The 22,024-nt window shown below is 68.2% G+C and carries 20 protein-coding genes; 12 read left to right on the forward strand and 8 right to left on the reverse strand.

Annotated elements, in window-relative coordinates:
- Positions 1 to 149 precede the first annotated feature (149 nt).
- Positions 150 to 773, forward strand: a complete 624-nt coding sequence (locus EJK15_RS09760) for a Uma2 family endonuclease (protein ID WP_138710054.1) — start codon at positions 150 to 152, stop codon at positions 771 to 773.
- Positions 774 to 909: 136 nt separating this feature from the next.
- Positions 910 to 1,830 carry a DNA-processing protein DprA gene (locus EJK15_RS09765; protein ID WP_138710055.1) on the forward strand — a complete coding sequence of 307 codons (921 nt, stop codon included), beginning with the start codon at positions 910 to 912 and terminating at the stop codon, positions 1,828 to 1,830.
- Between the two features lie 196 nt (positions 1,831 to 2,026).
- Here the strand turns inward: EJK15_RS09765 and EJK15_RS09770 are convergent, their stop codons facing one another.
- Positions 2,027 to 2,530, reverse strand: coding sequence for an ATP-binding protein (locus EJK15_RS09770; protein WP_138710056.1), 504 nt, complete (start codon positions 2,528 to 2,530; stop codon positions 2,027 to 2,029).
- Between the two features lie 148 nt (positions 2,531 to 2,678).
- Here EJK15_RS09770 and EJK15_RS09775 point away from each other — a divergent pair, with 148 nt between their 5' ends.
- From EJK15_RS09775 to EJK15_RS09795, 5 genes are all read left to right on the forward strand, one after another.
- Positions 2,679 to 3,506: a helix-turn-helix domain-containing protein gene (locus EJK15_RS09775; RefSeq protein WP_138710057.1), complete on the forward strand. Its 828-nt coding sequence runs from the start codon at positions 2,679 to 2,681 to the stop codon at positions 3,504 to 3,506.
- The gene (locus EJK15_RS09780) at positions 3,494 to 3,706 is read left to right on the forward strand and encodes a DUF397 domain-containing protein (protein ID WP_138710058.1); all 213 of its coding nucleotides are present in this window, start codon (positions 3,494 to 3,496) and stop codon (positions 3,704 to 3,706) included. The genes EJK15_RS09775 and EJK15_RS09780 overlap by 13 nt, the downstream gene beginning before the upstream one ends.
- A 764-nt stretch (positions 3,707 to 4,470) precedes the next feature.
- Positions 4,471 to 4,779, forward strand: coding sequence for a hypothetical protein (locus EJK15_RS09785; protein ID WP_138710059.1), 309 nt, complete (start codon positions 4,471 to 4,473; stop codon positions 4,777 to 4,779).
- A gap of 152 nt (positions 4,780 to 4,931) precedes the next feature.
- Positions 4,932 to 6,983: an HIBADH family dehydrogenase gene (locus EJK15_RS09790; protein WP_138710060.1), complete on the forward strand. Its 2,052-nt coding sequence runs from the start codon at positions 4,932 to 4,934 to the stop codon at positions 6,981 to 6,983.
- A gap of 38 nt (positions 6,984 to 7,021) precedes the next feature.
- Complete coding sequence (locus tag EJK15_RS09795) at positions 7,022 to 7,570, forward strand: hypothetical protein (RefSeq protein ID WP_138710061.1); 549 nt, start codon at positions 7,022 to 7,024, stop codon at positions 7,568 to 7,570.
- Positions 7,571 to 7,725: 155 nt separating this feature from the next.
- Here the strand turns inward: EJK15_RS09795 and leuA are convergent, their stop codons facing one another.
- A complete protein-coding gene (gene leuA, locus EJK15_RS09800; protein ID WP_138710062.1) occupies positions 7,726 to 9,432 on the reverse strand; it encodes a 2-isopropylmalate synthase in 1,707 nt (568 codons plus the stop codon).
- Positions 9,433 to 9,626: 194 nt separating this feature from the next.
- Positions 9,627 to 10,373: a dimethylargininase gene (gene ddaH / locus EJK15_RS09805; RefSeq protein ID WP_138710063.1), complete on the reverse strand. Its 747-nt coding sequence runs from the start codon at positions 10,371 to 10,373 to the stop codon at positions 9,627 to 9,629.
- A gap of 38 nt (positions 10,374 to 10,411) precedes the next feature.
- Between ddaH and EJK15_RS09810 the strand changes: the two genes are divergently transcribed.
- From EJK15_RS09810 to EJK15_RS09830, 5 genes are all read left to right on the forward strand, one after another.
- Positions 10,412 to 10,657: a DUF2630 family protein gene (locus EJK15_RS09810; protein ID WP_138710064.1), complete on the forward strand. Its 246-nt coding sequence runs from the start codon at positions 10,412 to 10,414 to the stop codon at positions 10,655 to 10,657.
- A 42-nt stretch (positions 10,658 to 10,699) separates the two neighbouring features.
- Positions 10,700 to 11,671, forward strand: coding sequence for a GNAT family N-acetyltransferase (locus EJK15_RS09815; RefSeq protein ID WP_138710065.1), 972 nt, complete (start codon positions 10,700 to 10,702; stop codon positions 11,669 to 11,671).
- 52 nt (positions 11,672 to 11,723) lie between these two features.
- The gene (locus EJK15_RS76220; RefSeq protein WP_171074202.1) at positions 11,724 to 14,063 is read left to right on the forward strand and encodes a glycoside hydrolase family 6 protein; all 2,340 of its coding nucleotides are present in this window, start codon (positions 11,724 to 11,726) and stop codon (positions 14,061 to 14,063) included.
- 64 nt (positions 14,064 to 14,127) lie between these two features.
- The gene (locus tag EJK15_RS09825; protein WP_138710066.1) at positions 14,128 to 14,856 is read left to right on the forward strand and encodes a Mut7-C RNAse domain-containing protein; all 729 of its coding nucleotides are present in this window, start codon (positions 14,128 to 14,130) and stop codon (positions 14,854 to 14,856) included.
- Between the two features lie 62 nt (positions 14,857 to 14,918).
- Positions 14,919 to 17,489, forward strand: coding sequence for an AfsR/SARP family transcriptional regulator (locus EJK15_RS09830; protein WP_138710067.1), 2,571 nt, complete (start codon positions 14,919 to 14,921; stop codon positions 17,487 to 17,489).
- Here EJK15_RS09830 and urtE read toward each other — a convergent pair.
- The 5 genes from urtE to urtA are packed head-to-tail and all read right to left on the reverse strand — an operon-like array spanning position 17,486 to position 21,967.
- Positions 17,486 to 18,178 carry an urea ABC transporter ATP-binding subunit UrtE gene (gene urtE / locus EJK15_RS09835; protein ID WP_138710068.1) on the reverse strand — a complete coding sequence of 231 codons (693 nt, stop codon included), beginning with the start codon at positions 18,176 to 18,178 and terminating at the stop codon, positions 17,486 to 17,488. The genes EJK15_RS09830 and urtE overlap by 4 nt on opposite strands.
- Positions 18,153 to 18,905, reverse strand: a complete 753-nt coding sequence (gene urtD, locus EJK15_RS09840) for an urea ABC transporter ATP-binding protein UrtD (protein WP_138710069.1) — start codon at positions 18,903 to 18,905, stop codon at positions 18,153 to 18,155. The genes urtE and urtD overlap by 26 nt, the downstream gene beginning before the upstream one ends.
- Positions 18,889 to 19,917 carry an urea ABC transporter permease subunit UrtC gene (gene urtC / locus EJK15_RS09845; protein WP_138710070.1) on the reverse strand — a complete coding sequence of 343 codons (1,029 nt, stop codon included), beginning with the start codon at positions 19,915 to 19,917 and terminating at the stop codon, positions 18,889 to 18,891. Before urtC ends, urtD begins: the two co-directional genes overlap by 17 nt.
- Complete coding sequence (urtB, locus tag EJK15_RS09850; RefSeq protein ID WP_138710071.1) at positions 19,914 to 20,762, reverse strand: urea ABC transporter permease subunit UrtB; 849 nt, start codon at positions 20,760 to 20,762, stop codon at positions 19,914 to 19,916. Before urtB ends, urtC begins: the two co-directional genes overlap by 4 nt.
- On the reverse strand, positions 20,762 to 21,967 hold the full coding sequence (urtA, locus tag EJK15_RS09855) for an urea ABC transporter substrate-binding protein (protein ID WP_138710072.1): 1,206 nt from the start codon (positions 21,965 to 21,967) through the stop codon (positions 20,762 to 20,764). The genes urtB and urtA overlap by 1 nt, the downstream gene beginning before the upstream one ends.
- Positions 21,968 to 22,024 lie beyond the last annotated feature (57 nt).

Below are 22,024 nucleotides of genomic sequence, written 5' to 3' on the forward strand. Positions count from 1 at the left end.
AGAACGAATCGTTCTCTAAGGAGCATAGGATTCATTACATAGAAACGCAACGTTCACTAAACGGGCTCGACACATGCGACCACCGATGCCGCAGCCCACTAGCGGTTTCCGTAAGCTGTCCTTGCCGCCACGCGATTGAGGAGTTGCCGATGACTGCCTTGCCGGAAGACAGCTGGCTCCACAGCATCCGTCCTCAGCCAAGCCGCGTCACCGCCGAGGAGTACGAGCAACTGCCAGAAGAGATCGCCAGGTCAATCGAGATCGTGGACGGGTATGTCGTCTACTGCGAAGCTCCAACGCCTGATCATCAAACTGCCGGCAGACGGCTGGCCAACCTCCTGGAGCGCCACGCCAGGCAGGCGATGAGTCGCGGGCACGAGTGCGTCACTGTCAACAACGACGTCGATCTGCGCCTGCGAGACGTGCCGCTGCTCAACCGCCGCCCCGACGTCGTGATGTACAGGTGCCTGGATCGGGAGCGCGGCGAGAGACTACGCGCGGAGCATGCGCTACTTGTCGTCGAGATCGTGTCACCCGGCTCGGAAACCCAGGACACAACCGACAAGCTGGGCGAATACGCCAAGGCGGGCATCCCTCACTACTGGATCGTCCGTCTGGACCAGGCCGGCGTGTCCACCATCGAACGCTACCGGCTAGACCTCGCCTCGATGCTCTACAAGCATGTGGGAACGCTGATGAAGGAAGCCGATCCCACCCCCTCGATCACCAATCCACTACCTCTCAACATCGACTGGGCTGAGCTGCGGTTCTGACCGCAGAGGGCCGCAGCGCGTCCGTCGTCCCCTTGCTCGATGTTGTCAGGCCGCTCTCCGATGACCCTTATTCGAACTGTTCACGTTTCCGAATGTCGCGGGATATCGTGGACCTCGCATGGATAACATCGCTGGCATGCCAACGGAGCTGCGTGAACGTGCTGCGCTCGTGGTGCTGCTCCAGCGTCCCGGCGCGAGATGGGCCGATATCAGCCTGTCCGTCCTGGAGCAAGGAAGCGCGGTGGCCGTGCTTGCCGCCGAGATGAGGGCCCAAGAAGCGCTCTTCGAGGAAGCCGACCCGATGGAGTCAGCGATCGCGGAGGCCGGAAAGGCGCTGGCGCATTGGGAGGCGGCAGGCGTCGGCGTGCACACCTGTCTCGATGAGCATTACCCGAGCCAGCTCCGCAGCATTCACCAGATGCCGCCGATCCTCTTTTCCCGGGGGCGGCTGGCGGCCGATCACCGGGCGATCGCCGTAGTCGGCACTCGGCAGGCCAGTGAGCAGGGCCTCCGAATCGCCTTGGCGGTGGCGAGGGATCTCGCGCTGAATGGTGTGACCGTGGTCAGCGGGCTGGCCAAGGGGATCGACACGGCTGCGCACCGGGCGGCACTCGAAGCGGGTGGCCGGACAGTGGCGGTCATCGGGACGGGGATCAACAAGTTCTACCCGGCGGAGAATCGCGGCCTGCAGGAGCGAATCAGCCAGGACGGCCTGATGATCAGCCAGTTCTGGCCAGACGCCCCTCCCAACCAGCGGAACTTCCCCATGCGGAACGCCGTGATGAGCGGCTACGCGGCGGCCACGGTGGTCGTGGAGGCGCCGTGGAAGAGCGGGGCGAGGATTCAGGCTCGGTCGGCTCTGGAGCATGGTCGCCCGGTGGTGATGCCGGAGCAACTGCTGGAGCATGACTGGGCGCGCGAATACGCCAAGAAGCCTGGCGTTCACGTCGTTTCCAGTCTGCGTGAATTGCTCATGGTCGTGGAAAGATTGATCGCGGAACTCAACACAGACCCCGGCTCTCTTCCGGAAATCTCCGCCCTTGCCTGGAGCAACTGACCCCTGGGACGTAGTGCGGCAGCGCGTCTCTCTGCAAGCTCACTACCTACGCAACCCGCTCATATCCGCGCCAGCGTCTGCTACGTCTGCCGCGGTCCGGCCGGAGCGGAGTGGAGCCGCTGTTACACATGTGACCAGCATCTGAAGGCGGCGCAGGCTTCTGTGGTCGATGCGATGGTTCCGATCTCATATGCAGTCAAGGGGCGGCAGCACTGCCCGCACGTTTAGCCAGGACCGCGTCCGCCAGCCGATCCGAGACCGGTTCGGGAGCGGATAGGCCAGGGGAAGGAGGGACGGCCGGGATGGCGCACCAGACGGTACGGCCAAGCCCGCAGCCGTGCTCCCGGACTCCCCAGTCCTGGGAGATCTCACTGATGATCAGCAGTCCGCGGCCGTCTTCCGCCTCCGGCTCCTGGCGGATGTGGGGCGCGGTGAACGTGGAACCGGGGTCACGTACCTCCACGTAGACCATCCCCTCTGCCACGGCGATGGTGAGGCCGATGAGGTCGTACGGCCTGGCATTGGAGTGCCGGAGCGCGTTCGTCAGAAGCTCGGACGCGGCCAGCACGACATCGTCGACGGAGGGGTGGTCGTCTCCCAGCCACCTGCGGACCTCGGAACGTGCGTGCGAGACGGACTCGCGAATGCCCGCCACATGGATCGAGCCGATGACCCTCGGCTCCGGGCTCGCTGCTTTCATGTCTTCACCCACTCGAAGAAGTCGGCCTCAATCTGCCTTTCCACCATCTCAAGATTTAGCTACAGTGGGTAGTCAATTGACTTCGATATGACATCAACCGTTCCAGTGAAACCTTCGTTGAAACGGTGGCGATCCCCCGGGAGGTCAGGTGCCGAAGGAAAGCGAGCTATGCCCGGCTGACTCGCCGACCGCGCTCTTTGGCTTCGAGCTGCGGCGACACCGCAAAGCCCGAGGCTGGTCCCAGCTCCGTCTGTCGAAGGAGGTGTCCTACTCCGTCGGCACGATCAGCATGATCGAGACGGCCAGGCGGTCACCGACAGAGGAGTTCGCCCGCCTGTGCGACGAGGCGCTGGAGGCGGAGGGGGCGCTGATGCGGCTCTGGCCGATGGTCAGTCACGCATCGGCCCCGCCGTGGTTCCGGCCTTGGCTCGACGTGGAGGCCACGGCGGAGGCGATCCGAACCTGGGAACCGCTCGTCGTACCCGGCCTGCTCCAGACCGAGGACTACGCCAGAGCCGTGCTGAGCGGCGATGTCGGCGCGACTCCTGAACAGGTCGAGGAGCAGGTGATCGCCCGCATGGAACGCCAGAGCATTCTTAGGCGCCCCAAACCACCTTTGTTGTGGATCGTGATCGATGAGGCGGTCCTACATCGCCCGATCGGTAGCCCCGCCGCGATGTCGGCGCAGCTCGCCCGCCTTCTCGAAGCGGGCCAAGCCCCCCGGATCACGATCCAAGTTCTCCCCCTCAAGGCCTACTCCACGACCGGTCTTGCCGGTGGATTCGCCATCGCGCAAGCTCATGGAGTCTTCGACACGGCGTATGTTGAATCCGCTGGGATCATGAGCCGAGTAACAGAGCGACCTGAGGACGTCAGCGTCCTAACATACAGATATGAGGCGATTCGCTCCGACGCACTGCCCCAACGCGAATCCCTAGAACTGATCAAGGAGACGCTGCAGCGATGGACGAGCTGAACCGAGAACTCAACACAGCCACGTGGCGCAAATCCACCCGCTCGGGACCGGACGGCGGCAACTGCGTTGAGGTCGCCGAACTCTCCGGCGGACGCCGAGGCGTCCGCGACAGCAAGAACCCGACCGGACCGGCGCTGGTCTTCACCCCAGGTGAATGGAGCGCCTTCGTCGGCGGCGTAAAAGCCGGCGAGTTCGACTAATCCACACCGGCCACACCACGAGGAATGTGCCCCACCCCCGTGCGGGGCTTTCTCATAGACTTGGGGAAAGACTCCACGGCCAGCAGTTCCGCTGACCGTCTGTTCAGAGTCGACCATTGAATGCCGCATTCAGTAGGAATGTCCTCAGGGGGCTACAGCGCACTCATCCCCAAGCCCTTCAGCGCCCGGAGGATGTCCGAGCGTGACTTGGCCCGCGCCTGCTGACCGCGCACTTCCGCCACAGCCATCCGGCGAAGGATAGGCATCGATCTCCGCGATGAAACCCCGTGCCGAGGTCGATCTGCTGGATCTTGAGCCCGTTCGTCGGGAGGCGAAAGGGCACCAGCAGCTTCCCGGCGTATCGCTTTGGTCTGCTCGATGCCGTCGTCGGCCTTGACAGACGTCCATTGACCTCCCGCCGCAATGGGTGGCGAGGATCTTCCCGTGCGCGATGGTGCACCCCTCAACCATCTGGTCCAGGTCCTGCCCCGACTGTTTCAGTTGATGTTCAACGAGCGTCCGCCGGGTTTCATTTTCACTGAAGGAACAGATCCATAGGCCCCGGTCAATTACCAACCAATAAAACTGACGGAAGATCACATCTCTACTGGACCGTAACGTCGACTCTGCACACCTCTCCCCCTTGAAGGGAACCGGAGCCGTGTCTATTCCGGCAAAACACCCCCATTCTCGAACAAATCTCGAACGCGCTATACCTTTCACTGCGTTTAAGCTTGTTCTGTTGACGTGATGTTGATTAACGTGTGAACACCTGGGAGACGCCGCTCCTGATCTGTTCTGGTGCAGCGAGCCGTAACAAGGGGATCATCGTGGCTGACCTCGATCGCGATGCGATGCGTGCCGTGGCGCAGCGGATCCAGTGGCTGTCGGACGAGCACTGGTGGGCGCTCGATCCCTCCTGCCGCCTGATGGAGAACGACACGTGGGTGGGACCGACGGGCACCAGGTTCGACGCTCAGGTCCATGCCGATCAGCGGGAGCTGCGCGACATGCTCAGGCATGCCGTGCACAGCGCGAACCGGAAGCTGGCATCGCTCCAGGACACGCCATGACGGGCTTCACTGGGGTCAAGCAACCCGAATTCGACACGATGGCGAGCAAGCACGCCGAGGCCGCCAGGCGACTGGACGAGCTGGCGCAGGCCCTGCACAGCGAGCTGCAGAGCGCCGGGCTCGACACTTCTCCGGCGGCGCGGCTGCGGCAGTTGGCCGGGCGGGTCACCACACAAGCCGAGGACCTGCGGCGGCGGCAGAAACTGATCCACGAGCTGCAGCGACAGAAGATCACCTTCGGCAGCAGCACGCCCGCCGGGAGCTTCTTGGAGATGCCTGACAGCCTGGATGCGGCAAAGGGGTTGCTGGACGGGACCCTGGCGGCTCGTGCTGCGGTGAAGGCCGCGGACGGAGATGCCCAAGCGGGGGCCGAGCTGGAGAAGTACGTATCGCGGACCGGCGACGCGGAGTTCGTCAAGGCGTTCCTCGGCGCGCTGGGTGCTCGGGGCCTGACGCGGCTGCCCGGCTCGCTCGCCATGCAGTTGCGCGACGCCAGGGCCCATGGGGACTCCGCTCGCATGGCCCAGCTCTCCAGCCACGGCAAGAAGGCCCTGCGCATGCTGAGCGCGGCTCTGGCCAAAGGGACCAATCCGAAAGATCCCGCGTACGTGGGCGACGACTTCCTCAAGGGCCTGGTCAAGGAGGGCCGGGCCCTGCACAGGGCCGGTGGCACGAAGTATTCGGGCTACCAGGCCCAGGCGCTCATCTGGCGTGCTCACGACGGCAAGCCGCCGTACTCGAAGGAGTTCATAGAGGTCGTCGGACGCGACGTGATCGTCTACGAGTACGAGCAGCGCAAGGACGAATGGGCGGCGATCAAGGATCCGCTGGGCGGCAGGTTCGGGGGAGTTCAGCTCCCCATCGTCGACCTGGCCGGCGCGCTCGGCCTCGGCACCATGCTGAGGCCGGAAGCGCAGATGGGCGGTCCATGCGTGAAGAGCCAATCATCGGTGATGGAGGACCTGTTCCATGCGGCGAAGTCCAACCGGGAAGCGTCCCACGCACTCCTTGACCACACTCCGGCGGGGTGGAAGGAGTCCGTGCTGGACTACCTGCTGACGACCAGGTGGAGCGCTTCCCGCTATCTGTGCGACTACAAGCCGATCAGTGACATGCTGATGACCGCGACGACCGGCCAGGACGCGACCTCCAAGAAGCTGGCCGCCGAGATGATCAAGATTCTCTCCGATGAGGTGCGCGGCGCCTTCGGAAAAGCCGGCGATGGAAATCTGGAGATCACGAAGAGGGACATTTTCGATCGTTACGCGCCCCTGAGCTACCCCCTGGGCCGCGCGATCGCTGCCAATATCGATCAGATCTCCCATATCCTCCTCAACCAGGGGAGCTTCAGCAACGTCGCGGCCAAGGACATGTCCTGGGCTCTGGTGCTGGCCACCGCCAACGACGGTGCGTTCGAGGCACTGATAAGAGCGCAGACCGAACACACGCGGGCAGCGTTCGGGACGGTGCCTCCAGTCGGTCTCACCGCCGTCAACGCCGAGCGACTCGGTTTCACGAAGGCCGACGTCAAGAAGTACGACCTTGATGAAGATGGACGGGTCGACAAGACCGACGTCATTCAGTTCCTAAAGGACCGGGCCGTGGCGGAGGCACGTCCCTTCGGTTACCTCGTGGAGATCCGCCGCCAGGTGCTGATCGCCCAGGGGCTGGACGACAAGAAGGCGGACGAGGCGCTGAAGAACATGGTGGGCAACGCGATCGGGCTGCTCCCGGTACCGGGATCCAAGCAGGTGGGCGAGCTGGGAAAGAGGGCCTTCGGCGAGATGCTCGGCAAGGGGTACGACAAATTCGCCGGAGCAGGGTATGACGAGATGGCCAAACAGGTCGCCCAGCGGATGTTCGAGCAGAGGCGGAGCTTGGACAAGACGCACAGGACGCTGGCGGACAATCGGCTGGCGGTGGAGAGGTTGTCGGAGCAGATGTTCGCCACGGCCATGCTGAACACGGGGATGCTTGACGGATTTGGCGTGAAAAAGCAGTCATTCGCCACCGGAAATCCGCCCAGAATCAAGCCCTTCGCCGAGATGACTCCGCAGGAATACAGCCAGTTCCTCGCGTGGGCTCGCGAATCCGGAGGAAGCAACGAGCTGCTCAATAGCTTCAGGACCACCTTCCGCACAACCAGTGATGTGAACGACTATCTCGACCTTGATATCTCCTCCTCCTCCGGAGATGGCAAATGAGGCATGCTTGTCTTCCTGTCGCTCTGGCTACTCTCGCGGTGCTTTCCGCGGCCTGCACCCCGCAGACTGACGTCGTCTCCACACCGGCCTCGGTTCCCCAGCCGGTTGTGGATTCCGCGCCATATGTCTGCAAGCTCATTCCTGAGCAGGCATTTCGTCTGGTCAGCGGTGTGACCGGCCCTCTCGCAGAGAAAACGGACGGCAGTCGGCAGGACGGCGACTGCTGGGCGCCGGATACAACTCCTCGGCCGCTGGAGGTGCGGTGGATGCAGGAGGGTGAGGGGATGCCTCGAGAACAACTGGATTTCGTTCTCGATGACAGGCGTAAGGTCTACAGCCAGCACGGCGGAGTCACGCTCCCTGCCGACCTCGGTGACGGCCTGGCCGCATATCTGCCGAATTCAGCTTTCGCCGACCAGCCGTATCGAGTTGCTGCAAAGTTCCGATGCGATGGCAAAGAGCAACTGATCACTATCTACCTGGCTCGGTTCGCCAAAGGCCGGGATGCGATCAAGGACTTGATCGAGCTCATGCGCATCGCCCAAAAACGCTATGGCGAGGTCTACGACTGCACTCCCGGCACGTAGAAAGCCATACCGCTCCTCGGCTCGGCACAAACGACTCGACCGCACCTCCCGTTGTTCACGGGGCGCGGTCGAGTGATTGTGGCGTGGCCTTGTGGGCGCGTGCCTGGCGCCGACCCCACAGGTCATTGCGGGGTCCGGGTGTGGAGACTTATGGGTCAGCGGGAGGCGCGGTTGACCGCGGAGATGATGGCCTTCAGGGCCGCCGTTGTGGTGTTGGCGTCGATGCCCACGCCCCACAGCACCTGCCCGTCGACCTCGCACTCCAGGTAGGAGGCGGCCTTGGCGTCGGTGCCCGCGCTCATCGCGTGCTCCACGTAGTCGAGCACGCGCACCCGGATGCCGACCCCCGCGATGGCGTCGATGAACGCCGAGATCGGGCCGTTGCCCGAGCCCGCGACCTCGCGGATCTCCCCGTCGAGGCGGACGTCGGCGCCGATGCGGTCGTTGCCGTCCACCGTGGACTCGTGGCGGTGTGCCATGAGGCTGAGACGGCCCCACCGGTTGGCCGGGTTGGGCAGGTATTCGTCGCGGAAGATCTCGAACATCGCGGCCGGGCTGATCTCGCCGCCCTCGCTGTCCGTGCGGGCCTGCACGACCTTGGAGAACTCGATCTGCAGCCGGCGCGGCAGGTCGAGCTGGTGGTCGGCCTTCATGATGTAGGCGACCCCGCCCTTGCCCGACTGGCTGTTGACCCGGATGACCGCCTCGTAGGTGCGGCCGATGTCCTTGGGGTCGATCGGCAGGTAGGGCACCGCCCAGGTGAACTCGTCCACGGGCACGCCCGCCGCGGCGGCGTCGCGCTCCATGTGCTCGAAGCCCTTCTTGATGGCGTCCTGGTGGGAGCCGGAGAAGGCGGTGTAGACCAGCTCGCCGCCCCACGGGTGGCGCGGGTGCACGGGCAGCTGGTTGCAGTATTCGGTGATGCGGCGGATCTCGTCGATGTCACTGAAGTCGATCTCGGGGTCGACGCCCTGGGAGAACAGGTTCATGCCTAGCGTGACCAGGCAGACGTTGCCGGTGCGCTCGCCGTTGCCGAACAGGCAGCCCTCGATGCGGTCGGCGCCGGCCATGTAGCCCAGCTCGGCGGCGGCCACGGCGCTGCCGCGGTCGTTGTGCGGGTGCAGTGACAGCACGATCGAGTCGCGGTGCCTGAGGTTGCGGTGCATCCACTCGATCTGGTCGGCGTAGATGTTGGGGGTGGCCATCTCGACCGTGGCGGGCAGGTTGACGATGACCTTGCGGTCGGGGGTGGGCTGCCACACGTCGTTGACCGCGTCGCACACCTCGACGGCATATTCCAGCTCGGTGCCGGTGAACGACTCCGGCGAGTATTGGAAGTAGACGTCCACGTCGGTCGCGTCGGCGAGCTTCTTGACCAGCTTGGCGCCCTCGACCGCGATGGCCGTGATGCCGTCTTTGTCCTGGCCGAACACGACGCGGCGCTGCAGGGTGGAGGTCGAGTTGTAGAGGTGGACGATGGCCTGCTTGGCGCCCTCGATCGACTCGAAGGTCCGCTCGATCAGCTCCGGCCTGGCCTGGGTCAGCACCTGGATGACGACGTCGTCCGGGACCCGGTCCTCTTCGATGATCTGCCGGACGAAGTCGAAGTCGGTCTGCGAGGCGGCGGGGAAGCCTACCTCGATCTCCTTGTAGCCCATGCGTACCAGCAGCTCGAACATGGCGAGCTTGCGGTGGGGGTCCATCGGGTCGATCAGCGCCTGGTTGCCGTCGCGCAGGTCCACCGCGCACCATCGGGGGGCCTTGGTGATGACCTGGTCGGGCCAGGTGCGATCGGTCAGCCGGATAGCCTGAAAAGGCTGATAGCGATGGATCGGCATGGGGCTGGGCTGCTGAGCGGTCATGTCGGATGCTCCTCGTCGGTCGTCGAGTGAAAGCGGCCGACGCGCATGACTGGCTCCGCGGCGAGGGAGCCGGCCTTAGAGGCCCCCGCCGCGGCAGCTAAGGAGCAGTCCGCGCAGCATGCCAAGCACGCTACCAGACGTCTCGGGATGCGCCGTCCTGGATCTCATATCTTGAGAACCCCGAGAGGCCCAGGTTACCCGTCGATAAGGACGCTGAGGCAGGTCACGCAGCCCTCCAGCTTCTCAAATTCTGAAATATCGACCTTCGTCACGATAAATCCCCGCTTTTCGAGCATGGTGGCGGTCTGGGGTGCGGAGGCGGCCATCAGGACCCGGTCGCCGCCGAGCGGCACCACGTGCGCGCCCGCCTCCTCCGGCGGCACCAGCAGCTCCGGCAGATCCACGTGGCGGGGGTCGCCGATGAGCGTCCCGTCGGGGAGTGCCGTCACCGCCGACTTCAGGTGCAGCACGCCGGTCAGGTCCACGGGCACGACCTTGCGCTCCGGCAGCAGGGCGGTCAGCTGCGTGATGCCGTCGTCGTTGGTACGCGCCGACCGGCCGACGTACAGGGTGGAGCCGGTCCGCAGCACGTCGCCCCCGTCGAGGGTGCCGGGCGGCGCGATCCTGACCACCTTCAGCCCCAGCTCCTGTACGGCCCGCGCCACGGACTCCACCTCCGGCCGCCGCTCCGCCGCACCCGGCCGGGTCAGCACGGCCACCCGCCCCGACACCACCAGCGCGTCCTCCACGAACGGCGCGTCGGGCAGGTCGTCGGCGGGCTCGGCGTACACGGGCCGCCACCCGTTGCCCGCCAGCGCGGCCACGTAGGCGTCGTGCTGGACGCGTGCCCGCTCGGGGTCCACCGGCTCGCGCTCGATATGGGTGACGATGCCCTCGGCGATCCGCGGGCCGGGCTTCCTTACCAGCGCGATACCAGACATAGGGCGTGTTGTATCACGGAGTGACTAGAGTCTTGGGCATGCGGGACGACGAGATACTCACCAGGATCAGCTCTCTGGTCACCGAGGAGCACGAGCTGCGCGACAGGCTCTCGGCCGGCAAGGTGACCACGGACGAGGAGCACACGCGCATCAAGGAGCTGGAGACGGCCCTCGACCGGTGCTGGGACCTGCTCAGGCAGCGCCGGGCCAGGCGCAGCGTGGGCGAGAACCCCGACGACGCCGCCGCCCGCCCGGCCGACGAGGTGGAGAACTACCGGCAGTAAATCCGTTCGCCCCGGCACTCCCGCGTGCGCTTTGCTGGGCGCATGAGGATCCAGCCCATCGACCTCGGCGCGGGCGATCTGGTCGCCGGCCTGCACGACGCGTACGTGGCGGCCAACTCCCATGACCCCGGCCCCCTGCTCTCCCTCCCCCATTTCCGCCGCGAAGTCTGCACCGACCGGTCCTTCCAGCGGGTGGAGCTCTGGGCGATGGTGGAGAACGGCAAGGTGGCCGGCGGCTACGCGCTGGCGCTGCACCTGCTCGACAACACCCACATGGCCTGGCTGTTCCCGCTCGTGGTCCGGCCGGAGGTGCGGGGGCGCGGGCTCGGCACGGCGCTGTTCGAGCATGCTCTGGACCGAGTGCGTGCGCACGGCAGGCGACTGCTGCTCACGGAGACGCCCGCCACCGGCGTGGGCGCCCGTTTCGCCCGGGCGCGCGGCATGACGGTCTCGATCGTGGAGGCTCGCCGCGTGCTCGACCTGCGCAAGACCGACTGGGACGCGCTGGAGCGCATGATCCCGGCGGTCGAGGGCTATTCCCTGGAGCCGTGGATCGGCCCGGCCCACCCCAGACTGCTGCCCGACCTCGCCACGCTGGCGGGCGGCATGAACGATGCCCCGCGCGACGCAGGCCTCGAGGACGCGAACTTCAGCCTCGAACGCCTGCGCGACCGCGAGGAGAACATCCCCCTCGGCGGTCACACCTGCTACACCACGATCGCCCGCCGCGACTCCGACGGCGCCCCGGCCGGCTACACGCGCATCTACCTCAAGACCGACCGCTCAGACGGCTGGGGCGGCCAGGCGGACACGACCGTGCTGCGCGAGCACCGGGGTCACCGCCTGGGCCTGCTGCTCAAGCTCAGCAACCTGCTCTGGCTGCGCGAGCGGGAGCCGCACCTCGAGCGGATCCTCACCTGGAACGCCACCTCCAACGCCCACATGCTCGCCATCAACGAGTCCATGGGCTTCGAGCTCCTGGACGAGTGGAACGAGTGGCGGCTGGCGCTGTAGGCCGCTGCCGGGCATGGAACACCCGCTGGCATGGCGGCTAACCTGATTCCCCATGACCTTGGAGGCGTTGAGAGACGGGGATCCACGCCGGGTGGGGCCGTACACCCTGCTGGGCCGGCTGGGTGAAGGCGGGATGGGCGTCGTCTTCCTGGGGCAGGGGCCGGACGGCGCGCGGGTGGCCGTCAAGCTGATCCACGCCAGGTTGGACGCGGACGCCGGCTTCCGGCGGCGCTTCGCCCGCGAGGTGGCGGCCGCCAAGCGGGTCGCCAGGTTCTGCACCGCGCCCGTTCTCGACGCCGACGTCGAGGGCGACGTGGCCTATCTGGTCACCGAATACGTCGAAGGGCCGAGCCTGGGAGAGGTGGTCAGCGAGTCGGGGCCGCTGAAGGGTTCGGCGCTCGACGGGCTGGCCGCGTCCATGGCGATGGCACTGCGGGCCATCCACGGGGCCGGCGTGGTGCACCGCGACCTCAAGCCGTCGAACGTGCTGCTCTCCCAGGTGGGGCCCAAGGTCATCGACTTCGGCATCGCGCAGCTCGCGGACGCGGAAATGAGCAGCGCGATCGTGGGGACGCCCGCGTACATGTCGCCCGAGCAGGTGTCGGGCTCCCCCATCGGGCCGGCCTCTGACATCTTCTCGTGGGGCTGCACGGTCGCCTTCGCGGCCGGCGGCCTTCCGCCGTTCGGCTCCGGCTCGGTGCCCACGATCCTCCTGCGCATCGTCAACGAGCCCCCGGACCTGCGCGGACTCTCGGGCCCGTTACGGGACCTGGTGCTGGCGGCCCTCGCCAAGAACCCGGCCGAACGCCCGACGGCGCAGGCCTTGATGGACCACCTCAGCACCGCCAACGCGTCCCTGCCCATGCCACCCCCGCCCCCGGGCGCACATCCGCCGGACAGCAGCCCCCAGAGTGCGAGCGTGCCCGGCGCAAGGCGCACGGGGGACGCACCGGCGGGTGGGGCCTCCGGACACGCCGACGCGACGCAGCCCAGCAGCGTGCTGGCGGCCGGGACCGCGCCAGGCGCCGGCGTCCCCCCGGCAAGTGCGCCGAGCATCGGTGCACCGGGGACCAGCGCGGCCGGTGCCAATGTGCCGAGTACCGGTGCTGGTGCCGGCGGTGCTGGTGCGGCTGGGGTGGCGGAGGGCGGGGCGGCTGGGCGGCGCAGGCGGTTGCTGGCGGCGGCGGCCGCTTTGGTCGTGGCGATGGCGGGTGTGTCGGTGGCGCTCGTGTGGCGCGGCCAGGACCCGGCCGGCGTGCGGAATCCGGCGGCGCAGGACGCCACAGGCGGCGGCACGGCTCAGGACGGCACCGGCGACGGGGCGTCCGCGACGGCCTCCCGGGCCAACAGGCCCGCCACCCAGCCGGCGACCTCCGCTCAGAACCCGCTCAGAGCCCAGGAGAGCGTCCGTTTCTACTCCCCCGACGAGCCGGCAGCCAGCCGCCAGGCCGCGCTCTGGGCCGCGGACCGTCCCAAGGACGCCGAGCTCATGAGCAAGCTGGCCAAAGTCCCCCATGCCATCCGCCTGAACGAGCCCGAGGTCAGGTCCAAGGTCGACAACACCATCACGGCAGCCGAGGAGGCCGGCGGCGTGCCGGTGTTCCTGATCAACTACATGCCCGGCAGCGACTGCCAGCCGACCGGCGCGTCCGACATGGTCGCGTACCAGGACTGGATCAAGGGCATCGCCGATCAGATCGACGACGCCAAGACCGTGATCATCCTGGAGCCCTCCAGCCTGGTCAAGCTCCCCGGCACCAAGGACTGCGACCTGCAGGGCTCCCCCGACCAGCGCTACAAGGACCTGCGCGAGGCCGTACAGACCCTCAAGGGCAACCCCAATACGGCGGTCTACCTCGACGGCAGCCTGGACCTCTACCCGGGCGCCGAGATCCTTTCGGAGCGGCTGATCGCGTCGGGGATCGAGCGGGCGGACGGGTTCTTCGTCAACGCGACCGGTCACCAGAGCACGGAGAAGAGCGTCGCGTACGGCAAGAAGCTGTCCGCCTGCATCGGCGTCCAGTTGGAGACGGGCAGGAAGGGCTGTCCCACGGACGTCAAGGTGGATTCGGCTAGGATGCCGCACTTCGTCGTCGACACCAGCAGGAACGGTCGGGGCGCATGGACCACGGCGAAGCCCTACCCGGACCCGCAGACGTGGTGCAACCCGCCGGGCAGGGGTCTCGGCGCCCGGCCGACCACGGTCACGGGCGAGGAGCTGGTGGACGCGTACCTGTGGATCGCCCGGGCGGGCTCGTCCAGCGGCAGGTGCCGGCGCGGCACCGACGGTGAGAAGGATCCAGAGCGCGGCGTCGTGTCCCCGGAGGCCGGCGAGTGGTGGGACGTGCTGGCGCTCGAAAGGGCAAAATTGGCCGATCCCCCGTTGCGGTGAGGGTGGTGCTCCGTCCCGATCCTGAAGGACCGGGTCTCCACACCACAAGTCAGATGAACACAGAATGGATGCTGTGACCGCACGCCTGCGCATCGCCCCAGAGCTGAGGATGTTCCTGCCCGTGAGCCGCCGCCAGGAATGGCAGGAGGTGACCCCGGACGGCACCTCCACGCTGGGCCACCATGTCGAGTCGATCGGCATCCCGCTGACCGAGGTGGGCCCGATGACCGTGGACGGCCGCGGCGTGTCGCCCTCCTACCAGCCGGCGCCCGGCGACGTGGTGGAGGTGCCGCCAGTGCCCCGGCCGCAGCAACTTCCCGAGGAGCCGCGTTTCCTGCTCGACGTGCACCTGGGCACGCTGGCCCGGCGGTTGCGGCTGCTCGGCATCGACGCCGCCTACCACAACGACATGGACGACCCCGCGCTCGTGGCGCAGGCCAACGAGGAGCGCCGGGTGCTGCTCACCCAGGACCGCGGTCTGCTGCGCCGCCGCGCCCTGTGGCTGGGCGCGTACGTGCGCGGCTCCCGGCCCGCCGACCAGCTGCGCGACCTGCTCGAACGCTTCTCCCCGCCGCTGTGCCCCTGGACCAGGTGCACAGCGTGCAACGGGGAGCTCGTGCCGGTCGACAAGGTCGAGGTCGAGCCGCTGCTGGAGGCCGGCACCCGGCGCAACTACGACGCCTACGGGCAGTGCGGGAACTGCGGCCAGGTGTACTGGCACGGGGCGCACAGCGACCACCTGGAGGAGATCGTCAGGACGGCCCGCGCGTGGACATCCCAGGAGGCGTCGTAGCGGGGCACAGCTGGAAGGGCTGTGCCATTCTGATCGACATCTCCTCCCCGAAGGAAGGTCGCGTGGAATTTCGCATCATGGGGCCGCTGGAGGTACTCGACGCCGACGGGCGGGATCGTACGCCGACGGTGCCGAAGCACCGTGACCTGCTGGCGATGTTCCTGTTGAACGCGCGCCGCCCGCTGACGGCCGAGCGGCTGCGCAGGCTGCTGTGGCCGCGCGAGGGCGGCGACCGGTCGGACTCCCTGGTCCGCGGCTACGTGGGGCAGCTGCGCCGGCTGATCGGCCAGGATGTGATCACGACCGGGTCCGGCTCGTACGTGCTGGCCCTCGGCGACGAGGAGCTGGACGTCGACCGGTTCCGGCTGCTCGTGGACCGGGGCGCCTATGAGGAGGCGCTGGCGCTGTGGCGCGGCGAGGCCCTGGAGGACGTGGACCCCGAGGGCGAGCGGTGGGTGGAGACGCGGCGGCTGCGCGAGGAGCTGGAGGAGCTGCGGCTGCTGGCGCTGGAGCGCAGGGTGCAGGCCGACCTGGACGCGGGGCGTCACCGCGAGCTGCTGGCCGAGCTGCGCCGGCTGACCAAGCAGCACCCGATGTGGCAGCGCTTCCGCGGCCAGTACATGCTGGCGCTCTACCGCAGCGGCCGCCGGGTGGACGCGCTGGCCGCGTACGCGGTGCTGCGCGACCAGCTCGACGGCGGGCACGCCATCGAGCCGGACCCGGAGCTGCAGCTGCTCTACCATCGCATGCTGCACGACGACGCGTCGCTGCACGTCTCGGCCGGGCCGCCGGTGCTGCTGCCGCCCGACGTGGCCGACTTCACCGGCCGGGCAGAGCTGCTGAACCGGGTGATCGGCGGCCAGGTCGTGGTGCACGGCCAGGCGGGGGCGGGCAAGTCGGCGCTGGCCGTGCACGCGGCCTGGCGGCGGCGCGAGAGCTTCCCCGACGGCATCCTGTACGCCGACCTGCGCGAGACCACGGCCCCCTCGGCGGTGCTGGAGGACTTCCTGCGCTGGCTGGGCTGCCCGGCCCAGGCGATACCGGCGTCGCTGGAGCAGCGGGAACGTCTGTTCCGCACGTACACGGCCAACCGCAGGCTGCTGGTGCTGCTGGACAACGCCGCCGGCGAGGCGCAGGTGCGGCCGCTGCTGACCTCGTGCCCGACGGTCGTGACCAGCCGCTCCTCGCTCGGCGGCCTGACGAGCGCGCTGCGGCTGTCGGTGGGCGTGCTGGACGACGAGGACGCTCTGGAGCTGCTCGTCAGGAGCTCGGGCCGGGCCGCGGACGACGCGCTGCGCAGGCTGGCGCGCTTCTGCGGCAGCCTGCCGATCGCGCTGCGCGTCGCGGGCTCCCGGCTGGCGGCCCGCCCGGAGTGGACCGTCGACTACCTGGTCGGCTTGCTGGAGAACGAGCACGAGCGGCTCGACCGGCTGCACGCGGGCGACCTGACGGTGCGCAGCGTGTTCGCAATCGGGTTCGACGGGCTGCCCGAGGCCGCCAAGCTGACGCTGCGCGGGCTCGGCGCGCTGTCCGCGCCGGACTTCGCGGACTGGGTGACCGAGCGGCTGGGCGGGCAGGCGGAGGCGCTGGTGGACGCCGGGCTGCTGGAGACGCACGGCGTGGACGTGGCGGGCCAGGTCCGCTACCGGCTGCACGACCTGACCCGGCTGTTCGCCCGCGAGCAACCGGTGCCTGGCGTGCTGGCGAAGCTGTCGGAGGTGGTGCTGGCCAGGGTCCGGGCGTCGCGGTTCTCGCTGGTGTCGGGCGATCCGGCCACGGCGGTGGCGACCAGGGACATCAGGGAGTCCGTGGAGTGGCTGGCGGCCGAGCGGGCGTTCCTGATCAGCCTGGTCGCCGACCTGCACGCGGCGGGCCTGGACGACGGGTGCTGGCGGCTGGCGCACTTGCTGGCGCCGTACCTGGAGCGGCACCGGTTCCTGGACGACTGGCGGGCGGTGGCCGGTCCCGCGCTGGAGTCGGCGCGCCGGGCGGGCGACGACTGGGGCGAAGCGCTCATCCTGCTGGACCAGGGCGACCTGCGTCTTGCTGAGCGGGAGTGGGACGGCGCGCACGAGCGGCTGCGGCTCGCGCTCGGCATGTTCCTGCGCCAAGGCCGCACCCGCGACGTCAACCACACCAGGCGCCGGCTCGGCCGCGTGCACCTGGAGCTGGGGCGCCTGGAGGAGGCGGAGCGGGCCCTGCTCACCTGCCTGGAGGGCGCGGGCAACCAGCGCGACGCGGCGGACGCCGAGCGGGTGCTCGGCGTCGTGCTGCGCCGCGCGGGCCGGCTCGACGAGGCCGCCGACCGGCTGCTGGCGGCCGTCGGGCACCTCGCCGAGCTGGGCGACCGGCACCGGCAGGCCGACACGCTGCTGGAGCTGTCCGCGGTACGCCTGGCGCAGGGCGCCAAGCCGGACGCCCGGGAGGCCGCCGAGCAGGCCAGGGGCATCGCCGTACGGCTCGGCGACCGGCTGCTGGACGCGCATGCCCTGCTGGCGCTGGCGAGGGTGAACCGGGCGGAGGGCGCGGCCGAGCGCTCGCGCGAGCTGGCCAGGGCGGCCCTGGAGGTCTTCGAGGAGACCCGCGATCTCCAGGGCGGCGCGAACGCCCGGGCCCTCCTGGCGCCCGGCTAGACGGCGAGCAGGCGGCGGACGTCCTCGCGGTGCAGCTCCTGGGCGTCCCCGGTCCGTACGACGTGCCCGGCGTCGAGGATGACGAACCTGTCGGCCAGCCGCAGCGCGATGTCCAGGTACTGCTCCACGAGCAGCACGGCCAGCCCCGAGGCGTGCAGCCCTTCGATGGCCGCCTCGATCTCGAGGATGATCGACGGCTGGATGCCCTCGGTCGGCTCGTCGAGGATGAGCATCCTGGGCCTGGTCACCAGGGCGCGGGCCATGGCGAGCTGCTGTTGCTGCCCGCCCGACAGATGCCCGGCGCTGCGCTTGAGCATGGGCTTGAGCGCGGGGAAGACGTCCAGGGCCTCGTCGATCGCCGACTTGGGCTGCTTGGCGGCCTCCACGGTCACCAGCAGATTGCCCATGACGGAGAGCTGGGGGAAGCACTGGTGGCCCTGCGGGACGTATCCCATGCCGAGCCGCACCCGCTCGTGAGGTTTGAGCTTGGTGACGTCGCGGCCGTCGAAGGCGATGCTGCCGGCCGTCGCGGGCAGCACGCCCATGACGGTGTTGAGCAGAGTGGTCTTGCCGACGCCGTTGCGGCCCATCACGCACACGAGCTGCCCGGGCTCGACCTCCAGCGAAACTCCGAAGAGGACGCGCGCCCTCCCGTACCCTGACTCAAGATCGCTCACCGACAGCAGCATCGCTCGGTCTCCTCCCCAGATAGACCTCCTGCACCCTCGGGTCGGCGCTGACCTGGTCGACCGACCCCTCCACGAGCACCTTGCCCTCGTGCAGCACGGTCACCTTCGAGGCGTGCCGCCGCAGGAACTCCATGTCGTGCTCCACCACGATCACCGTATGGTCGTCGGCGATCTCGGTGAGCAGCTCGCCGGTGCGCTCGCGTTCGTCGCTGGACATGCCGGCCACCGGCTCGTCCAGGAGCAGCAGCCGGGGCCGCTGCGCCAGCAGCATCCCGATCTCCAGCCACTGGCGCTGGCCGTGGGAGAGAACGCCGGCTGAACGCTCGGCGAGCTCTTCGAGTCCGGTCCTGGCCAGCGCCTCCTCGACGGCCTCGGAGACGCCCTTGCGCTGGCGGGCCAGTGACCACAGCGGTTTTCGGAAGCTGGCGGCCAGGTCGAGGTTCTCGATGACGGTGAGCTCCTCGAACACGACCGAGGTCTGGAACGTACGGCCGACGCCGAGCCGGACGATCTGGTGCTCCTTCTTGCCCGCGAGGTCGTGGCCGGCGAACCGCACGGTGCCTGCCGCGGGCTTCGTCAGCCCGGTGATCACGTCGATGAGCGTGGTCTTGCCGGCGCCGTTGGGGCCGATGAGGAAGCGCAGCTCGCCCTCGGGCACGCTCAGGTCGACGCCGCCGAGCGCACGGAAGCCGTCGAACACCACCTGCACGTCACGTAGCTCGAGCACTTCGCAACCTCCCCAGGATGCCGACGATGCCCTTCGGGGCCAGCGTCATGACCAGGATGAACAGCGCGCCCTGCAGGTAGAGCCAGCCGTCGGCGAACTGCTCGCTGAAGGCCGTCTTGGCGTAGCCCATGAGCACGGCGCCCAGCACGGCCCCGGCCAGCGCGTGCCGCCCGCCGACGGCCACCGCGACGACCAGCTCCAGCGACGGCACCACGCCGAGCAGCGCGGGCGAGATGATGCCGACGACCGGGACGAACAGCGCGCCCGCCAGCCCCGCCATGCCCGCCGAGACGGCGAAGGTGACGGTCTTGACCAGGGCCGGGTCGTAGCCGAGGAAGCGCACCCGGTCCTCGCCGTCCCTGATCGCGACGAGGAGCCGGCCGTACCGGCTGTTCACGAGCTGCCGGGTGGCCAGGTAGAGGACGCCCAGCACGGAGGCGGTCACCAGGTAGAGCCCCCGCTGGGTGGAGTCCTCGGCGAGGTCCTGGCCGAACAGCTCGAAGAAGTTCGTCATGCCGTTGGTGCCGCCGGTCAGGCCCTGCTGGCCGACGAGCAGGATGACCAGGGCCGCGGCCAGCGCCTGGGTGAGGATGGCGAAGTACGCGCCGCGTACGCGCTGGCGGAACACCAGTGTGCCGAGGATCACCGCGATCAGCACCGGCCCCAGCACGGCCATGGCGACGGCGAAGACCGGGTTGGCGAACGGCACCCACAGCGCGGGCAGGTCCTCCACCCCGCTCCACACCATGAAGTCCGGCAGCCCGTCACTGCCGGCCTCGGTCAGCTTGAGGTACATCGCCATCGAGTAGCCGCCGAGCCCGAAGAACACACCCTGGCCGAGCGTGAGCATGCCGCCCTTCCCCCAGGCCAGCCCGATCCCGAGCGCGACGATCGCGTAGCACAGGTATTTGGCCAGCAGCCCCAGCCGGAACGGCTCCAGCAGCAGCGGGGCCGCGACCAGCGCGATCACGGCGATGGCGGCGAAGGGCAGGTGTCGCTTCAGCATGGTCATGTGAGCACCCTCGACCTGAGCACGAACATCCCTTGGGGCCGCACCTGCAGGAAGGCGATGATGGCGGCGAACACGATCACCTTCGCGAGCGAGGCGTCCGACCAGAACTCCGCGTACGAGTTCAGCAGCCCCAGCCCGAGTGCCGCGAGCACCGCCCCGCGCAGCTGCCCGAGACCGCCCGCGACCACGACGAGGAACGCGTCCACGATGTAGTACGTCCCGAGCGCCGGCCCGACGGGCCCGATGAGCGTCAGCGCGACCCCGGCCACGCCCGCCAGCCCGGACCCGATGAAGAACGTCAGCATGTCCACCCGCCCGGCGTCGATCCCGCTGGTCGCGGCCAGCTGCCGGTTCTGCACCACGGCCTGCGTCCGGCGCCCCATCCCGGTCCGGGTGAGGTACGCCCAGACCGCGACCACGCCCGCGACCGCCAGCCCCATGATGAACAGCCGGTTGTACGGCAGGCTGCCCAACCCTCCGGCCAGCCAGGAGGGGGCGGGCACCTGCACGTTCGGCGCGCCGAACAGGTCGCGGGCGAGCTGCTGCAGCACCAGGCTCACGCCCCAGGTGAGCAGCAGCGTGTCCAGGGGCCGGCCGTAGAAGTGCCGGATGGCGGCCCGCTCCAGGATCAGTCCCATGACCCCCGCCACCAGGAACGCGACCGGCAGCGCGAGCACGAGGTCCTGCAGCAGGAACGCGGTGTACGCGCCCGCCATGATGAACTCGCCGTGCGCCATGTTGATCACGCCCATCTGCCCGAACGTGAACGTCAGCCCGAGCGCGATGAGCAGCAGCACGGCCCCGATCGACAACCCGATGGGCAGCTGGTTGACGAAGGCGGACATCAGGAGTTCGCCAGCCCGGAGGCCCACGGGTAGCCCTTGAGGTAGGGGTCCGGCTTGATGGGCTCGCCGGAGTCCCACACCTGCTTGATCAGGCCGTCGGGCTGGATGATGCCGATGCGGGCGGTCTTGTACATGTGCTGGTTCTCGCCGTCGATGGTGACCAGGCCCTCGGGGCGTTCGAGCGCGATGCCGGGCGCGGCCTTCTTGACGGCTTCGACCTCGGTCGTGCCGGCCTTCTTGACCGCCTCGGCCCACAAGTAGACGGCGTTGTAGCCGGCCTCCATGGGGTCGCTCGTCACCTTGTTCGCCCCGTACTTGGCCTTGAACGCCTTGACGAAGGCCTCGTTGGCCGGGGTCTCGGTGGTCTGGTAGTAGTTCCAGGCGACCGGGTGGCCGGCGATGTTGTCCACGCCGATGCCGGTGACCTCCTCCTCGGCGACGCTCACCGACAGCACCGGCATGCTTTCCGCGGTGGCCCCGGCGCTCTTGAGCTGCTTGAAGAAGGCGACGTTGCTGTCGCCGTTGAGGGTGTTGAAGACGGCGTCCGGCTTGGCCTGCGTGACCTTGTTGACCAGCGTGGAGTACTCGGTGTGGCCGAGCGGGGTGTACTCCTCGCCGAGGATCTCCATCCCGTTCGCGGCCGCGTACGCCTTGATGATCTTGTTCGCGGTGCGCGGGAAGACGTAGTCGCTGCCGACCAGGAAGATCTTCTTCTTACCCTTCTCCTTGAGGTAGTCCAGGCCCGGGATGATCTGCTGGTTGGTGGTGGCGCCGGTGTAGAAGATGTACGGCGAGCTCTCCAGCCCCTCGTACTGCACGGGATACCACAGCAGCGACTTGTAGCGCTCGAAGACCGGCAGCATCGCCTTCCTGCTGGCCGAGGTCCAGCCGCCGAAGACGGTGGCGACCTTGTCCTGCCTGATCAGCTTGGTGGCCTTCTCGGCGAACGTCGGCCAGTCGGAGGCGCCGTCCTCGACCACGGGGACGAGCTTCTTGCCGAGCACGCCGCCCGCCTTGTTGATCTCCTCGATCGCGAGCATCTCGGCGTCGCGCACGGTGACCTCGCTGATCGCCATCGTGCCGCTCAGCGAATGGAGGAGGCCGACCTTGATCTCGCTCTCCTCAGCGGCGGGTTGGGCGTCGGATCCGCAGGCCGTGAGGGCGAGCAGGAGGGCCGCGGAGACAATGGGGCGGGATATGCGCACAGGAGTTCCTCCCTGCTGAGGGATACTGCGAGAAAGGTGACTCCGCGGTATTTCACA

Origin of the sequence: Nonomuraea basaltis (assembly GCF_005893125.1) — a bacterium.
GTDB lineage: Bacteria > Actinomycetota > Actinomycetes > Streptosporangiales > Streptosporangiaceae > Nonomuraea > Nonomuraea basaltis.

What these genes read in the sequence shown, in the direction of transcription:
- EJK15_RS09760 (WP_138710054.1), top strand. Translation starts at nt 150, where the DNA reads ATGACTGCCTTGCCGGAAGACAGCTGGCTCCACAGCATCCGTCCTCAG.
- EJK15_RS09765 (WP_138710055.1), top strand. Translation starts at nt 910, where the DNA reads ATGCCAACGGAGCTGCGTGAACGTGCTGCGCTCGTGGTGCTGCTCCAG.
- EJK15_RS09770 (WP_138710056.1), bottom strand. Translation starts at nt 2,530, where the DNA reads ATGAAAGCAGCGAGCCCGGAGCCGAGGGTCATCGGCTCGATCCATGTG.
- EJK15_RS09780 (WP_138710058.1), top strand. Translation starts at nt 3,494, where the DNA reads ATGGACGAGCTGAACCGAGAACTCAACACAGCCACGTGGCGCAAATCC.
- leuA (WP_138710062.1), bottom strand. Translation starts at nt 9,432, where the DNA reads ATGACCGCTCAGCAGCCCAGCCCCATGCCGATCCATCGCTATCAGCCT.
- ddaH (WP_138710063.1), bottom strand. Translation starts at nt 10,373, where the DNA reads ATGTCTGGTATCGCGCTGGTAAGGAAGCCCGGCCCGCGGATCGCCGAG.
- EJK15_RS09810 (WP_138710064.1), top strand. Translation starts at nt 10,412, where the DNA reads ATGCGGGACGACGAGATACTCACCAGGATCAGCTCTCTGGTCACCGAG.
- EJK15_RS09815 (WP_138710065.1), top strand. Translation starts at nt 10,700, where the DNA reads ATGAGGATCCAGCCCATCGACCTCGGCGCGGGCGATCTGGTCGCCGGC.
- EJK15_RS76220 (WP_171074202.1), top strand. Translation starts at nt 11,724, where the DNA reads ATGACCTTGGAGGCGTTGAGAGACGGGGATCCACGCCGGGTGGGGCCG.
- EJK15_RS09825 (WP_138710066.1), top strand. Translation starts at nt 14,128, where the DNA reads ATGGATGCTGTGACCGCACGCCTGCGCATCGCCCCAGAGCTGAGGATG.
- urtE (WP_138710068.1), bottom strand. Translation starts at nt 18,178, where the DNA reads ATGCTGCTGTCGGTGAGCGATCTTGAGTCAGGGTACGGGAGGGCGCGC.
- urtC (WP_138710070.1), bottom strand. Translation starts at nt 19,917, where the DNA reads ATGACCATGCTGAAGCGACACCTGCCCTTCGCCGCCATCGCCGTGATC.
- urtB (WP_138710071.1), bottom strand. Translation starts at nt 20,762, where the DNA reads ATGTCCGCCTTCGTCAACCAGCTGCCCATCGGGTTGTCGATCGGGGCC.